At 41.4% G+C, this 13,667-nt stretch carries 16 protein-coding genes and 1 tRNA gene; 6 read left to right on the forward strand and 11 right to left on the reverse strand.

The window, feature by feature from the left end; genetic code table 11:
• Nucleotides 1-27 precede the first annotated feature (27 nt).
• Genes queC through queF form a run of 4 tightly spaced genes read left to right on the forward strand, consistent with a single transcriptional unit; the run spans nt 28 to nt 2,343 of the window.
• A complete protein-coding gene (gene queC / locus M1F63_RS07250) occupies nt 28-681 on the forward strand; it encodes a 7-cyano-7-deazaguanine synthase QueC (RefSeq protein WP_049478445.1) in 654 nt (217 codons plus the stop codon).
• Complete coding sequence (gene queD / locus M1F63_RS07255; RefSeq protein WP_049478444.1) at nt 681-1,124, forward strand: 6-carboxytetrahydropterin synthase QueD; 444 nt, start codon at nt 681-683, stop codon at nt 1,122-1,124. Before queC ends, queD begins: the two co-directional genes overlap by 1 nt.
• Nucleotides 1,117-1,833 (forward strand): 7-carboxy-7-deazaguanine synthase QueE, encoded by a 717-nt coding sequence (gene queE / locus M1F63_RS07260; RefSeq protein WP_049478443.1) that lies wholly within the window; start codon nt 1,117-1,119, stop codon nt 1,831-1,833. The genes queD and queE overlap by 8 nt, the downstream gene beginning before the upstream one ends.
• Before the next feature lie 18 nt (nt 1,834-1,851).
• Complete coding sequence (gene queF / locus M1F63_RS07265; RefSeq protein ID WP_000082582.1) at nt 1,852-2,343, forward strand: preQ(1) synthase; 492 nt, start codon at nt 1,852-1,854, stop codon at nt 2,341-2,343.
• A gap of 57 nt (nt 2,344-2,400) precedes the next feature.
• Here the strand turns inward: queF and M1F63_RS07270 are convergent, their stop codons facing one another.
• From M1F63_RS07270 to M1F63_RS07315, 10 genes are all read right to left on the reverse strand, one after another.
• Nucleotides 2,401-3,069 (reverse strand): MIP/aquaporin family protein, encoded by a 669-nt coding sequence (locus tag M1F63_RS07270; RefSeq protein WP_044020360.1) that lies wholly within the window; start codon nt 3,067-3,069, stop codon nt 2,401-2,403.
• A gap of 109 nt (nt 3,070-3,178) precedes the next feature.
• Complete coding sequence (locus tag M1F63_RS07275) at nt 3,179-3,970, reverse strand: DUF2785 domain-containing protein (protein WP_247941094.1); 792 nt, start codon at nt 3,968-3,970, stop codon at nt 3,179-3,181.
• 61 nt (nt 3,971-4,031) lie between these two features.
• Nucleotides 4,032-4,814 (reverse strand): deoxyribonuclease, encoded by a 783-nt coding sequence (locus tag M1F63_RS07280; RefSeq protein WP_139658391.1) that lies wholly within the window; start codon nt 4,812-4,814, stop codon nt 4,032-4,034.
• A gap of 28 nt (nt 4,815-4,842) precedes the next feature.
• On the reverse strand, nt 4,843-6,639 hold the full coding sequence (gene pepF / locus M1F63_RS07285) for an oligoendopeptidase F (protein WP_247941095.1): 1,797 nt from the start codon (nt 6,637-6,639) through the stop codon (nt 4,843-4,845).
• 10 nt (nt 6,640-6,649) lie between these two features.
• Complete coding sequence (locus M1F63_RS07290; RefSeq protein WP_001188215.1) at nt 6,650-7,393, reverse strand: 16S rRNA (uracil(1498)-N(3))-methyltransferase; 744 nt, start codon at nt 7,391-7,393, stop codon at nt 6,650-6,652.
• 1 nt (nt 7,394) lies between these two features.
• Nucleotides 7,395-8,345 carry a 50S ribosomal protein L11 methyltransferase gene (gene prmA, locus M1F63_RS07295; protein WP_247941096.1) on the reverse strand — a complete coding sequence of 317 codons (951 nt, stop codon included), beginning with the start codon at nt 8,343-8,345 and terminating at the stop codon, nt 7,395-7,397.
• Nucleotides 8,346-8,357: 12 nt separating this feature from the next.
• Nucleotides 8,358-9,374, reverse strand: coding sequence for an AbiH family protein (locus M1F63_RS07300; protein ID WP_042902650.1), 1,017 nt, complete (start codon nt 9,372-9,374; stop codon nt 8,358-8,360).
• Nucleotides 9,375-9,442: 68 nt separating this feature from the next.
• On the reverse strand, nt 9,443-9,811 hold the full coding sequence (locus M1F63_RS07305) for a hypothetical protein (RefSeq protein ID WP_042902649.1): 369 nt from the start codon (nt 9,809-9,811) through the stop codon (nt 9,443-9,445).
• A complete protein-coding gene (locus M1F63_RS07310) occupies nt 9,799-10,236 on the reverse strand; it encodes an NUDIX hydrolase (RefSeq protein WP_042902648.1) in 438 nt (145 codons plus the stop codon). Before M1F63_RS07310 ends, M1F63_RS07305 begins: the two co-directional genes overlap by 13 nt.
• A gap of 9 nt (nt 10,237-10,245) precedes the next feature.
• Nucleotides 10,246-10,716, reverse strand: a complete 471-nt coding sequence (locus M1F63_RS07315) for a DUF3013 family protein (protein ID WP_042902647.1) — start codon at nt 10,714-10,716, stop codon at nt 10,246-10,248.
• 115 nt (nt 10,717-10,831) lie between these two features.
• Here M1F63_RS07315 and M1F63_RS07320 point away from each other — a divergent pair, with 115 nt between their 5' ends.
• Complete coding sequence (locus M1F63_RS07320; protein WP_247941128.1) at nt 10,832-12,103, forward strand: replication-associated recombination protein A; 1,272 nt, start codon at nt 10,832-10,834, stop codon at nt 12,101-12,103.
• 264 nt (nt 12,104-12,367) lie between these two features.
• Nucleotides 12,368-12,440 (forward strand) — tRNA-Lys (locus tag M1F63_RS07325).
• A gap of 86 nt (nt 12,441-12,526) precedes the next feature.
• On the opposite strand, the gene M1F63_RS07330 is transcribed toward M1F63_RS07325, so the two are convergent.
• Nucleotides 12,527-13,666, reverse strand: coding sequence for a tyrosine-type recombinase/integrase (locus M1F63_RS07330; RefSeq protein WP_247941097.1), 1,140 nt, complete (start codon nt 13,664-13,666; stop codon nt 12,527-12,529).
• Between the last annotated feature and the right edge of the window lies 1 nt (nt 13,667).

The raw sequence follows: 13,667 nt of genomic DNA on the forward strand, positions 1-13,667 counted from the left end.
AACATTTTCCACTTTGGAAGGAGTACTATGAAACGTCAATCAGCCTTGGTCGTCTTTAGTGGCGGTCAAGATTCCACAACCTGCCTCTTTTGGGCTAAAGAACACTATGAAACAGTCGAAGCCGTCACCTTTGCCTACGGCCAACGCCATCATCTCGAAATTCAAGTTGCTAGAGAAATCGCTAAGGAACAGGGCATTCGTCATCACATCTTAGATATGTCTCTGCTGGGACAAATCACTGAAAATGCCTTGACCTCTGATCTGGAGATTGAGCAAAAAGAGGGAGAGGTTCCCAATACTTTTGTTGACGGTCGCAACCACCTCTTTCTATCCTTTGCAGCAGTTCTTGCCAAGCAACGAGGTATTAATGATATCGTGACAGGTGTCTGCGAGACAGACTTCTCAGGCTACCCTGACTGCCGTGATGTCTTTATCAAATCCCTTAATGTTACTCTCAACCTTGCCATGGATTATGACTTTGTTATCCAAACACCTCTCATGTGGCTAGACAAGGCTGAAACTTGGGAGTTAGCCGACCAACTTGGTGCCTTTGACTACGTTCGTGAGAAGACCTTAACCTGCTACAATGGGATTATCGGAAGTGGCTGTGGAGATTGTCCAGCCTGCCACCTACGTCAGCATGGTTTAGATGTTTATCTTTCACAGAAGGGAGAGGGCTAATGTTTTTCGCACCTAAAGAAATCAAACAGGAAACTGGGGAGTCTCTCGTCTACAATCCTCACAGAACCTTAGTTTCAAAAGAATTCACTTTCGACGCTGCCCACCACCTCTTTCACTATGAGGGAAAATGCAAATCCCTGCACGGCCACACCTATCATTTGCAAATCGCTGTCAGTGGATTTTTAGATGAACGGGGCATGACCTATGACTTTGGAGATATTAAAGCGATCTACAAGGACTACTTAGAACCCCACTTGGATCATCGCTATCTCAATGAAACCCTGCCTTATATGAACACGACTGCTGAAAATATGGTTTACTGGATTTTCCAAACCATGAGTCAAGAGTTGCCAGACGAACGCAGTCTCCGTTTGGAATACGTTCGCCTCTATGAAACTCCGACTGCATTTGCGGAGTTTAGACGGGAGTGGCTAGATGACTAGAGAACGTGTCCTCAAACTACCTGTTCTGGAAATTTTTGGGCCAACCTTTCAAGGTGAAGGTCGTGCTATCGGGCAGAAAACCATGTTTGTCCGCACTGCTGGTTGCGACTACCATTGCGACTGGTGCGACTCTGCCTTTACTTGGGATGGTTCTGAAAAACCTACTCGTATGACAGCTGATGAAGTCATTGCTGCCTTAGATAAATTAGGAAGCTACGACTATGTAACCCTATCTGGCGGAAATCCCGCAATCTTAGCAGCCAACATGGCCGAACTCGTCACCAAGCTCAAAGAACGTGGTGTCACTCTGGCAGTTGAGACTCAAGGTTCTCGCTGGCAAAATTGGTTAAAAGATATCGACCAAGTCACTCTGAGTCCCAAGCCTCCTTCATCAAAGATGGAAGTCAACTTTGAGACCTTGGACTTTATCGTTTCCCAACTAGATCCAGACAAGGTCACCTTTAAAATCCCTGTATTTGACGATAACGATTTGGCCTTTGCCAAAGGGATTCAAGAGCGCTACCAACCAGATGTCCTCTTCTTATCAGCTGGAAATCCTGAGCCCAAGGCTACAGGCAATATTGTCCAAGACCAACTAGACCGTCTCAAAGAACTCTGGGAACGCGTCGCTACTGACGATAGCTGGGGCAATGTCCGCGTCCTTCCTCAACTCCATACTCTCCTCTACGACAACCAACGTGGTGTTTAAGATTAGAAAGAAAAAATCATGTCACAACAAGAAGAAATGAAAAACCTTAGCCTTCTCGGCAACAAAGAAACCAACTACATTTTTGACTATCAACCAGAAGTCCTCGAATCCTTTGACAATCGTCATGTGGAAAATGACTATTTCATCAAATTCAACTGCCCTGAATTTACCTCGCTTTGTCCTATTACGGCTCAACCAGACTTTGCGACCATTTATATTTCCTACATTCCTGACAAGCTCTGTGTCGAGTCAAAATCCCTCAAACTCTACCTCTTTAGCTATCGAAATCATGGGGATTTTCACGAAAACTGTATCAACACTATCGGGAAAGACTTGGTCAACTTGCTAGACCCTCGCTATTTAGAGGTATGGGGGAAATTCACTCCGCGCGGTGGTATCTCAATCGACCCTTACTACAACTACGGTAGACCTGGAACCAAGTATGAAGGCTTGGCAGAACAGCGTCTCTTTCAACACGACCTTTATCCAGAGAAAATTGACAACCGTTAAACAGATACGAAAAAGCCCTGTTCCTCAAACTGAGGAGCAAGGCTTTTTGAGTTTCGATTATTCTTCTGTTCCAAGAAAGTTTTTAGCAACAAGGGCTGCAAGAACGCCACCAACGATTGGGGCAAGGATGAAAATCCATACTTGTTGAAGGGCTGCGCCACCTACCAAGACAGCAGGAGCCAAGCTACGAGCTGGGTTTACTGAAAGTCCAGTAATGTTCAAGCCCACAAGGATCAAGGCTGTCAATGACAAACCGATTACCAAACCAGCGATTGCGCCATTGCCTTTGCTTGCTGATGTTACAGTCATGATAACTAGGACAAACAAGAAAGTTGCGATAACTTCAAACAAGAAACCACCAAAGACAGTGACACCGTTTGCCAAGGCATTTTCACCAAGACTTGCAGTTGACATGCCTGAGTTAGACAAGAGGAAGAATACTGCAGCTGACGCAAGGAAAGCTCCAACTACTTGTCCAAGGATGTAGTTTACAAGTTCTGAAGATGACAAACGTTTGTTTACAAACATAGCGATCGAAACCGCTGGGTTCAAGTGAGCACCTGAAACAGTTCCGATTGAGTAAGCTGCAACTACAATTGCCAAACCAAAGGCAAAAGCAATTCCAAGGTGTCCAAGGCCATTAAGACCATTTCCAAAAACAACAGCTCCTGTTCCAATGAACACAAGCATAAATGTACCGATTAATTCAGCAACAAATTTTTTCATGATAAGTCTCCTTTTTTCAAACTATGTATTAGTCTATCAGAAGAAGGAAAGGGTTTCAAGAAAATTGACTGGAAAGTTACTTGAAAATCATGAAACGACTCTCTTAGACTTAGTACTGAAAAGATTGAATGGCTTCTTTCAACGCATCTTGTAAACTATTTCTCTGGTCAAGTTGGATATAGACTTCCAACAGACAGGATCTGAAATTGGAAAATTTATAAAAATCTTCGGTCTCTTCTATTGGAAAATCAACAGTTTTTATCCAAGAAGCTACTTGTTCCTGATCTAATTTCCCTTGCAAAATGGGTTCATAAAGTACTCTCGCTAACCGCCAATCCTCATCATTTGTAAAACGAATGGTAATTCTTTTAAATAGTTGACCCAGTACATCAAATACTTCAGAAACTCTGTTACTAGGAAAATCTGGATGACAAACGACTTCAGTCAAGAGATCCGCTCCATGCGCAAAAGCGTGAACCCAACCATACTGACTTGAAAAACCTGTCGTATCCTTTTCTTTTTTTAGATAATGCAAACCTTGAGATAGCATAGAATTTCTCATATCAGCTTTTAATCCTTTATAGAAAAGAGAGTGCTCATTACCATCTGCAGACAAAAGATTGGCATAAATAAGCGCCCTAAAAGAACGTTTAAGAGCCGAAACTCCTCTACTATCAATCTCTTTGTATAGACCTTCATCAGAGGAGACCTCTTCTGAGATAAACTGAAACTGTTCAAGGGAAAACAGTTCTTCTTGAATCCCTCTAGCCAAACTCGTAAAAACAAGTTCGTCTCGAATTTCTGGAGAGGGATCTCCCAAATGCTCGATCAACCACTGAATTTCTTCTCGGCTATAGCTTGGTTTTTCTTCTGTCACTTTTCTTTGTAATTTTTTACGCATCTCAAGTACCTCTACATTTCTAGCAACTGTTCAAAAAACCAGCCCAAGATAACTTTCTGTCTTATTCTCTTTTAGATGGACGTTTTCCTGCTGCAATCGCATCTGCTTCTGTCATCTCAACAACGTTAGCTTTATTCGTTTTTGAAGGCATTCTATCCTTACTATACCAATAAACTTTTGATTTCCCATGGTCTGCAACATAGACAATTCTATCTTGCTGTTGAGCTTTGGTTTCAGCTTCACGCGCAGCTCTTTTTTCTTCTTCTTTTTGAGAAATTAACGACTCAACTGCACCTATTCTATCAAGCAACTCTGTCTTTTTATCATTATTTTCAATCTGATTAACTGTTTCTTTAGCAGACTTCACTTGACTCGCATCTTGACTGTCTTCCAATTGTTTGACTAAGGTTTCACCTTTTTCTTGCAACTCCTTTGCAGCTTTTTCTTTGGCAATTCTCTCTTCTTCTGCTTTTTCTTTAGCTTTTTTCTCTTCTTCGATTCGTTTTGCTTCCTCTATACTAGATGAAGTATCCGTGGTTGAAGCTGTCGAAGTAGTAGATGTCGCAGTCTGCATAGTTTCTGATTGAGAGGATGAAATTTTCTTTGTGACTGTTGGAGTTTGAAGAGCAACTGCAACAAAACTGACAATGAAAATCCCGATCATTAGATTTCTTTTTCGAATATCTGGTGCTTTCTTTACAAAATACCAAATACCAACTCCGCTCAAAACAAGATAGAGAGTAGGTAGAGCAATCAACAAAATGATTCCCAACAAAACTAGACCAATTTTGATAAAATGCATTCTTTGGGGATCTTGCTCTAGCCATTCTTTGATTCTATTCATATTATTCTCCTAAAATTTGCCCATTTCCCTACTCTCCCAACTGGGCACTGTAGGTCATAATCTGGTCAACTGTGTCAGACAGGAATTGGATGGTATCACGGAGTGGTTTGTCTGTTGAGATATCCGCTCCGATAATCATGGCTGATTCAAGTGGTGTCTTGCTACCACCTGACTTAAGAAGATTGAGCCAATCTTCAGCTCCAGTTTCTGAATGTTTCAAATGAAGGTAACCCGCAGTCGAGATAACAAGACCAGCAGAGTAAGTGTAACTATACAAGCCCATGTAGTAGTGGGCTTGTCGCATCCAAGTCAAGGCCGCATCGTCGTCAATTTCAATAGCATCTCCCCAGAAATCTGTCAAAACTTCCTTCATAATGCTGTTGAGCTTGCTTGCTCCAAAGGTTTCTCCCTCTTCAATCAATGTATAAACCTTACGCTGGAAGGCTGCTTCCAAGAGGTGAGTAATGAAGTTATGGAAGTAGGTATCTGTCAAGCGGTGAGCAAGGGCAAATCGTTTTTGACGTGGGTCATCAGACTGGTGCTCCAAATAATCACTTAAAAGCAATTCATTGAAGGTTGATGGAGCTTCGACATAGTAGGTCGACATGTGGGCGTTGAAATAGCTCTGGTGGTTGTCTGAAAAGATAAATTGACCAGAATGCCCGATTTCATGAATCAAGGTATAGACATCGCTCAAACGGCCTGTCCAGCTCATGAAGACATAAGGGTGCACGCGATATGGATCCGCCGCATAACCGCCAGAATCCTTGCCACTATTGGCAGCGAAGTCCACCCAACGTTCTTCTTGATAGCGAGCAACTTCCTGACAATATTCTTGTCCCAAAGGTTCAACTGACTTCATGACCAAATCATAGGCGTCGTCAATAGTCACTTCAGGATTAAGAGCACTATCCAAATCCAATTTCCAGTCTGCAAAGGTCATCTTTTCAAGACCATTGACCTTGGCAACATGCTTGAGGTATCTCTGAGCTACTGGTGCAAAGTCCTTCATGATGAGGTCTATCTGACGATCAAACATGGCACGATCCACTTCTTGCTCAGCCAGAAGATAGTCAAAAACTGAGTCGTAGCCCTTCATATCAGCCAAGAGTTTTTCAGACTTGACCTGAGCTAAGTAGGCTGCCGCAGCTGTATTTTGGTGCTTACGAAGTACCTCTGAGAAGGAACGGAAGGATTTCTCACGAACCTCAGCGTCCTCGTGATTTTGGTAGAAATTTTCATAAGTCACAAAGCTGTTTTTGTAGGTCTTGCCATGGGCTTCAAAGTCAGCCATTTCAAAGTCCCCAGCTCGCATCTTGGTGTAAATATCCTGTGGACTGTAGAAAACTTCGCCCAGATTGGTCAAGGCCTTTTCCACATCTGCCCCAAGATAGTGGGCTTTTTTGATTTTTGCCTGACGAATGGCAGCTGTCAAATGTGGCAGTTCACCCAAACGGTCCAAGACTTCCTCGTCTGCTGCTACCAAAGCGTCGTCAAAAAAGGTCAAGGCTACGCTGGCATCTGTTTCAAATTCCATCCCAGCTTGGGCAATGTTGGCAAAATCTTCATTGCTATAGTCTGTCGTCTGAGGCATAAAGGCGTAATTACCAATATGGCTCATCTGGATATAGATTTGCTCCAATTCCGCAAAGGCCTTCTCGAAATCTTCGAAAGTGTGAAGATTGCCCTTGTAGTCACGGCTAAATTGGTTGATATCTTCGCGCGTTTTCTCGATTGCTCGCAAGAAATCCTCACGGTCTTGGTAAAGGGCGGTTAAATCCCAAAGTTCCTTCTCTGGAAATTCTGAACGGTGTTTTTGTTCCATTTTCTTCCTCTTATTTCTCTAATTCTACTAAAACACTAAGGGCTGATAAGGCGTAAAGTGGGGCTGTTTCCGCTCGCAAGATGCGAGGGCCAAGTCCTGCCAAGACGGCTCCTTTAGCTTCAAAACTTTCGATTTCTGCTGGTGAGATACCGCCTTCTGGACCAAAGATAAAGAGCAGTTTGGCTCCTTTTTCAAGACCAGCGACTGATTGCAGGAGCGCAGCGACTTCTCCTTCTTTTGCTGACTCTTCATAGGCTACTACGATAGAGTCAAACTGGTCAAACTGAGCTAGAAAATCTGCTTTTTTCTCGAAAAGCTGAATAGTTGGAACGATATTACGCTTGCTTTGTTCTGCCGCTCCAAGGGCGATTTTTTCTAGTTTTTCAACCTTTTTGCCTAGTTTCTTGCCGTCCCACTTGGCGACTGACCAATCGGCAGGGAAGGCCCAGATTTGACTAGCTCCTAGTTCTGTTACTTTCTGAGTAATAAACTCCAGCTTGTCTCCCTTGGGAAATCCAGATGCGATGGTCACTTGGATTGGCAGTTCCACATTGTCAACTAATTCTTCTACCAACTCAAACTGACGATTCTCCACATCCAACACGCGCGCCAAACGCTTGATGCCATCATCAAAGACCAAGGTCACCTCATCATCTTCTTTCAAGCGCATAACCTGAAACATATGCTTGCTGGTTTCCTTGTCCTCAATGGTGATAGGTGATGTAGCACTGCCTTTGACAAAATACTGCTGCATGCTAGCCTCCAATCACACCTGAAATATCCTTAGTCTTCTTAAAGACACAGGCATTCCATTCCCCTTGAATCATATGGGTTTCAAGGAAAAATCCAGCTGACTCAGCTGACTCGCGCACCATATCCCACTTGTCCTTGATAATGCCACTCATGATCAGATAGCCTTCATCCTTGACCAAACGATAAGCATCCTCTGTCAGATGAATGAGAATATCCGCCAAGATATTAGCCACAATCACATCTGCCTCAATCTCAACACCCTTAAGCAAATCTCCTGCCGCTACATGGATATTTTCCATGCCAGGGTTGAGCTCAATATTTTCCTGAGCAACACGAACCGCCACATCATCCAGGTCGTAGGCGAAAATTTCCTTAGCACCAAGTAGCGAGCTGGCAATAGAAAGGACACCTGAACCAGTCCCCACATCTAGCACCGTTTCGCCACCACGAAGAACCTGCTCCAAGGCGAAGAGACTCATCTTAGTGGTTGGATGCGTCCCAGTCCCAAAGGCCATACCAGGATCCAACTTGATAATCTTTTCTCCAGCAGTCGCCTCGTAGTCCGTCCAGGACGGCACAATGGTCAAGTCATGAGTAATGCGAGCTGGTTCATAATATTTCTTCCAATTGTCTGCCCAGTCTTCCTCAGCCAAGGCAGTCGTCCCCATCTTGACCTCTCCTAGATCCATAAAATCGGTCAATTCAGCCAGGCGAGCCTGCAAATCTGCCTCAACCACTGCTACATCAACCGTATCAGGATAGTAGGCGGTCACTACGATTTCTTCTTGTTGCTCGACCTCTGGGAAAATCTCACCGAAGCGATCCACATTCCCCACATAGTCCATACTGTCTTCGATCGCAACACCTTGCGCCCCCAGCTCAATCAAGAGATTGGAGACCAGCTCCTCCCCCTCACGCTTCACTGTAACTTTTATCTCTTGCCATGTTTCCATTTTGTACTTTGCTTACCTTTCCATTAAGTTAAAAATATTCTTTCCGATAACAACAATAAGATTTTCTCTTAATTTCTTCTCTAACTCTAAGTCAATACCACTATTCTGTATGAATTTGTTTTCTACCATTTTATATAAGCGTCTCACTCTATTAGGATTTCCTGCAGCAAAATTAGGAGCATAATGATAAACAACTACTGGGACCTTATCATCAATTGAGCGTTTAGCAATCTGATTCCACAGATATTTATCAGTAATACCAAGAGACACTCCGTAAAGAATAATTATGTCAGAATTTTTAATTATCTCGCTATTCCTAACATCCATATTTTCTCTATATTCTTTCAAAATATATTCTTTTATAAGAAAACTTTTTTGCTCATCACTAAATGTAGCTGAAATTTGTGACTCGTCACTGACCCCTAAAATTGTACAAGCATCTAAAATACCATGCACATGGATTGGTTTTGATATTTGAAAACTATAAGCATTATGCCTCAGAGCATTACTAAATGTTACTGTTGATGATTCATATAACTTATCAAGTATACTAGTATAGTTTAAACTAAGAATATTTACATGATCATTTCCAATTGGCTTGTCATTATACTTTTGGCTAATAACTTCTTGATTTGATATAGGACAATCAGTCTTAATTCGATTTAGAGTGTTTTCAAAATCAATTTTATAATTTTCAACATTAAAGGTTTCCTCTACCATCCTTAAATAAGCAATTAAATCATCGATTATATCAGTAAAATCATCAATGAATTTATCCTTTGATTCTTTGCTTAGAATAATTCCAGAATTCTTTTTTGTTAATTCTCCAATTGATAATTCAAAATCTGACCAATTTTTATAATCATTTACTTTATCTGTAAATAACGATTCATAGATTAAATTTGAATATCTTTCTTTCTCTTTCCTTTCCATATAAACTTTATGTTGAAAGTCATAGAAATCCTTGTATTTTGTTTTTAAACCATATTGCAAATCTAAACCATTCCCAACAATATATGTAATATTCATTACTTAAATAATTTCCTTTCAAATGACTCTTCCTAATCAACCAGCATTCCACTATTTTGAAAAAGTTTTTACCGTCCCTTACATTCCTCAATCACATCTGTATAGTGTTCTTTCATTGCGCTATGAATCTGCTGTTTAAAAATACCAAACGTAAGATAATAAACAAATAGAACAATTCCTGCTAACAGTATCAGAAACAAAAAATATTCTGAAAATGAAAGTGTTTGATTATTCTCACCTTGTAAAGACAGAACATACAGCAACCCCCAGATAAGGGCCATAGAAATCCCAGCTACTTTCGTACCACTTTCTCTCTGCTTCTTTAACTTTAAATATTCCATATAGATGAATGTAGCTTCTTCTCTAGAATATTGTCCAGTTTTTAGTTTGCGTTTAACTTCCTTATTTAACGTCGTTGTTCCAATTATATAAACCACTTCATTTCCTCCAAATAATCCCTCACTCTATCCTGCAACTGGGGTACAACCTTATCTGAGCTAAGAAATTCCTCAATGCCCATCAGTCTATATCCCTGCCCTTCATCACCAAAGACAATCTTGTCAAACTGTTCCTGAGTCAACTTTCCCACTAGAAAGACGGATTCCTTCCCCTCAAAAAGCATACTTGGGTACACCTTAGTCCAAAGCAGACAATCCTCAGTCAGATGAATTCCTAGTTCTTCGTAAACTTCACGCGCCGCGCACTCAAAAGGACTTTCATCACCTTCTCGTCCGCCACCTGGTAATTCCCAGGTATTAGGGTATGGAATATTTGATTTGTCATCACGTAAGATAGTTAAGAGCTTATCACCACAAAAGAGGGCAATTTTGCAACCTGTAAAATCAGAAATTTCTTTTTCCATATCAGACTCCTAATACCTCGGATAAGGATAAAACTCTCCTTCTTCCAAGCCGACTTTTCCCTCTTCAAAGACTTCTTGGTTCCATTCCATGACAAACTCCTCTGCTTCTGGGTCTTCCAAAAAGTCCATGAGCGCATCCAGCCCAACCTCGGCAGTATCTTTGAGGAAAAGGGCAAAATAAGCTAAAAACTCACGAGAAAATCCTTTTTTAGGTAGATAAGGAATGACCGTTAAATAGTCTTCTGCATTAACCGTTGACTTAGCAGGATTGTAGAAAAGAACCGCTTCCTCAAAGAGGATATCGTCTGACGAAACTTCTCCGTCCTCATCCAGCATCTCCACACCTGCAGCGTTTTGTGCTTCCAATAGAAAACTCACTTCAACCGCGTGATTGCGCTTGTCCCAACTAATCTCATAATCAAAAGGAAAGTTCTTGTCCAACTCCTCCTCTAAAACATCTAAAAATCCGTATGTTGCCATTTTGTCCTCTTTCTATGCGACTCTTTAATCGCCCCGATTGCTCGGAAATATGCTAAAATAGATACTACCATCTTACCACATATACATCAGAAAATCCATGTTAGAAAGGACTGCTATGCCAGACAATCTCGCGCTTCGCATGCGCCCAAAAACCATCGACCAGGTCATTGGTCAGAAGCATCTGGTCGGACCTGGAAAAATTATCCGTCGCATGGTGGAAGCAAATCGTCTGTCCTCCATGATTCTCTACGGACCTCCAGGTATTGGAAAGACCAGTATTGCCTCTGCCATCGCTGGAACGACCAAGTATGCCTTTCGGACCTTTAATGCGACAGTCGATAGTAAAAAGCGACTGCAAGAAATCGCGGAAGAAGCTAAATTTTCAGGTGGTCTCGTTCTATTACTAGACGAAATCCATCGTCTTGACAAGACTAAGCAAGATTTTCTGCTCCCCCTCTTGGAAAGTGGACTGGTCATCATGATTGGCGCTACAACTGAAAATCCTTTCTTTTCTGTCACTCCTGCCATTCGTAGCCGTGTTCAAATTTTTGAGTTGGAACCTCTGTCTAACCAAGACGTCAAAGAGGCTCTTCAGATAGCTCTAAGTAACCCTGAGCGTGGTTTTGATTTTCCAGTAGAACTAGATGAGGAGGCGCTGGATTTCATTGCGACCTCTACAAACGGAGACCTTCGCTCTGCCTTCAACTCACTGGACTTGGCTGTTCTCTCTACTCCCGAAAATGACAAGGGCATCCGCCATATCACCCTCGACATCATGGAAAATAGCCTACAGCGAAGCTACATCACTATGGATAAGGATGGAGATGGCCACTATGATGTTCTCTCAGCCCTGCAAAAGTCTATCCGTGGCTCGGATGTGGATGCCAGTCTCCACTATGCTGCTCGCTTGATTGAGGCTGGTGATTTGCCAAGTCTCGCTCGTCGCTTGACTGTTATCGCCTATGAAGATATCGGCTTAGCCAATCCTGAGGCCCAAATTCATACCGTAACTGCTCTAGATGCTGCACAAAAGATTGGTTTTCCCGAAGCCCGCATTCTCATTGCCAATGTCGTGATTGATTTGGCCCTTTCTCCAAAATCCAACTCAGCCTATGTAGCTATGAATAAGGCTCTTGCCGACCTCAAAACATCAGGGCACTTGCCTATTCCGCGACACCTGCGTGATGGGCACTACAGTGGAAGCAAGGAACTGGGGAATGCCCAAGACTATCTCTATCCACACAACTATCCTGGAAATTGGGTCAAGCAAGACTATCTACCAGAAAAAATTCGTAATCATCACTATTTCCAAGCAGAAGATACTGGTAAATATGAACGGGCTTTGGCTCAAAGAAAGGAAGCTATCGACCGTTTGCGAAAAATCTGAAATCCTTTTCAAAAAATTGCACTTTCCTCTTGATTTTTTTTGAAAAAGTGGTATTATATAAACATAGAAACGCTGTGGTGTACGACTTCACACTTAAGTGTTGACCGACTATTTTTTGTATTATTAGGGAAACAAAAGTCTTCTAACAGCATGTAGGCCGTCTCACACGGAAACAGCTTCAGTTAGAGCGAGTTGCCCACCTGCTTAATTGCGCGGGTTCAATACAAACCGTGAAGTTTCGGCACCAATACAGCTTTTTTCTTTGCCTCCTTAGCTCAGCTGGCAGAGCAGCGGACTCTTAATCCGTGGGTCACAGGTTCGATCCCTGTAGGGGGCATCTAAATCAACAGGAAAAAGCCTTGATTTACAAGGCTTTTTTGCTTGTCTATAACTGATTTGCCCCATCATTTGCCCCACATTTTTTTATGAGCAATCTTTCCAAACATCTCTAATTTGATTAAATTCTTCAAAAATTTTCTCTTCTAAAGTGTGTCCATATACTTCTACTAACATTGAAATATCTCTATGTCCTAGAATTTTTGCAATAACTCCAAGGTCAAATCCTTTGTGCCAGAGGTAGCTTCCATAGGTATGACGTGCTCCTTTTGTCGTGATAATTGGATAAATATCTAATTCATTTAAAAGAACACTCAAAGCTTTATTGACACTTGCAATGTCTGGTACCAAGTGAATATATCCATAATGCTGAAAAATCATTTTATACCTATTCTTGATTCCTAGCTCTTTATTAGCCTTCTCCTGTTCAATTTTTAGGACTTGTAATATCTTAATACATTCTTCGTCTATCGGTACCATCCGAATAGACGTTTTATTTTTTGGAGGGACAAATTTATGAGAAAGGGTATTAAACCTCCTATATGTTTTTAGCAGCCCTCTGTCAAAGTCAACTTCATTCCAAGTTAACGCTATTAATTCTCCAAACCTCATGCCTGTTTTTAATAGAAAATAGACGATATAAGGAACAATTGAACGTTGGTAATCAAATTTTTTCTTTACTGCTAAAAGTAAATCCAGATAGTCCTTTTCTGTATGTAAATATTTCTCTTCTGTCATCTGTTGTTCTTTGGATGAAAATAACTCGACATGTTGTGTAAAATCATCAATTAGAACTTTGTCAGCAATTGCCATTTGGATGCTCTGATGAATCCCAGTATTCAATCTACCAAGAAAATTTCTACCAACTGTTTGCCCATACTTATTCATAATTCTTTGGTAGTCACTCGCACGAATTTGAGTGACTTTTTTATTTCCAAATAATCTTTCAATTGTGTTTTTACGGAGAAGATATTTTCTCTTTGTCTCTTCCGACCTACTACTCGGTAGAATTTTTAGTTCAAGCCATTCTTGATACAGATCTACAAGAGAAATATCTCTAGAAATTCTTTTTCCTAAACGAAGTTCTTGCAGAATCGGTTCAGCTTCTGACTCTGCAAGTTTTTTTGTTTTAAAACCGCTATTATGAGCAACAGTTTTTCCTTCGCTACGAATTTCATAGGTCCATAAATTACTATCTCCTCGCTTTCGATAACGAACACTTGCCATA

The organism is Streptococcus oralis (assembly GCF_023109155.1).
In the GTDB taxonomy this organism is placed as follows: Bacteria; Bacillota; Bacilli; order Lactobacillales; family Streptococcaceae; genus Streptococcus; species Streptococcus oralis_BZ.

Excerpts from the sequence above, each read along its gene's own strand:
- queC (WP_049478445.1), top strand. The coding sequence starts at position 28 with ATGAAACGTCAATCAGCCTTGGTCGTCTTTAGTGGCGGTCAAGATTCC.
- queD (WP_049478444.1), top strand. The coding sequence starts at position 681 with ATGTTTTTCGCACCTAAAGAAATCAAACAGGAAACTGGGGAGTCTCTC.
- queE (WP_049478443.1), top strand. The coding sequence starts at position 1,117 with ATGACTAGAGAACGTGTCCTCAAACTACCTGTTCTGGAAATTTTTGGG.
- queF (WP_000082582.1), top strand. The coding sequence starts at position 1,852 with ATGTCACAACAAGAAGAAATGAAAAACCTTAGCCTTCTCGGCAACAAA.
- M1F63_RS07270 (WP_044020360.1), bottom strand. The coding sequence starts at position 3,069 with ATGAAAAAATTTGTTGCTGAATTAATCGGTACATTTATGCTTGTGTTC.
- M1F63_RS07275 (WP_247941094.1), bottom strand. The coding sequence starts at position 3,970 with ATGCGTAAAAAATTACAAAGAAAAGTGACAGAAGAAAAACCAAGCTAT.
- M1F63_RS07280 (WP_139658391.1), bottom strand. The coding sequence starts at position 4,814 with ATGAATAGAATCAAAGAATGGCTAGAGCAAGATCCCCAAAGAATGCAT.
- pepF (WP_247941095.1), bottom strand. The coding sequence starts at position 6,639 with ATGGAACAAAAACACCGTTCAGAATTTCCAGAGAAGGAACTTTGGGAT.
- M1F63_RS07290 (WP_001188215.1), bottom strand. The coding sequence starts at position 7,393 with ATGCAGCAGTATTTTGTCAAAGGCAGTGCTACATCACCTATCACCATT.
- prmA (WP_247941096.1), bottom strand. The coding sequence starts at position 8,345 with ATGGAAACATGGCAAGAGATAAAAGTTACAGTGAAGCGTGAGGGGGAG.
- M1F63_RS07300 (WP_042902650.1), bottom strand. The coding sequence starts at position 9,374 with ATGAATATTACATATATTGTTGGGAATGGTTTAGATTTGCAATATGGT.
- M1F63_RS07310 (WP_042902648.1), bottom strand. The coding sequence starts at position 10,236 with ATGGAAAAAGAAATTTCTGATTTTACAGGTTGCAAAATTGCCCTCTTT.
- M1F63_RS07315 (WP_042902647.1), bottom strand. The coding sequence starts at position 10,716 with ATGGCAACATACGGATTTTTAGATGTTTTAGAGGAGGAGTTGGACAAG.
- M1F63_RS07320 (WP_247941128.1), top strand. The coding sequence starts at position 10,832 with ATGCCAGACAATCTCGCGCTTCGCATGCGCCCAAAAACCATCGACCAG.
- M1F63_RS07330 (WP_247941097.1), bottom strand. The coding sequence starts at position 13,666 with ATGGCAAGTGTTCGTTATCGAAAGCGAGGAGATAGTAATTTATGGACC.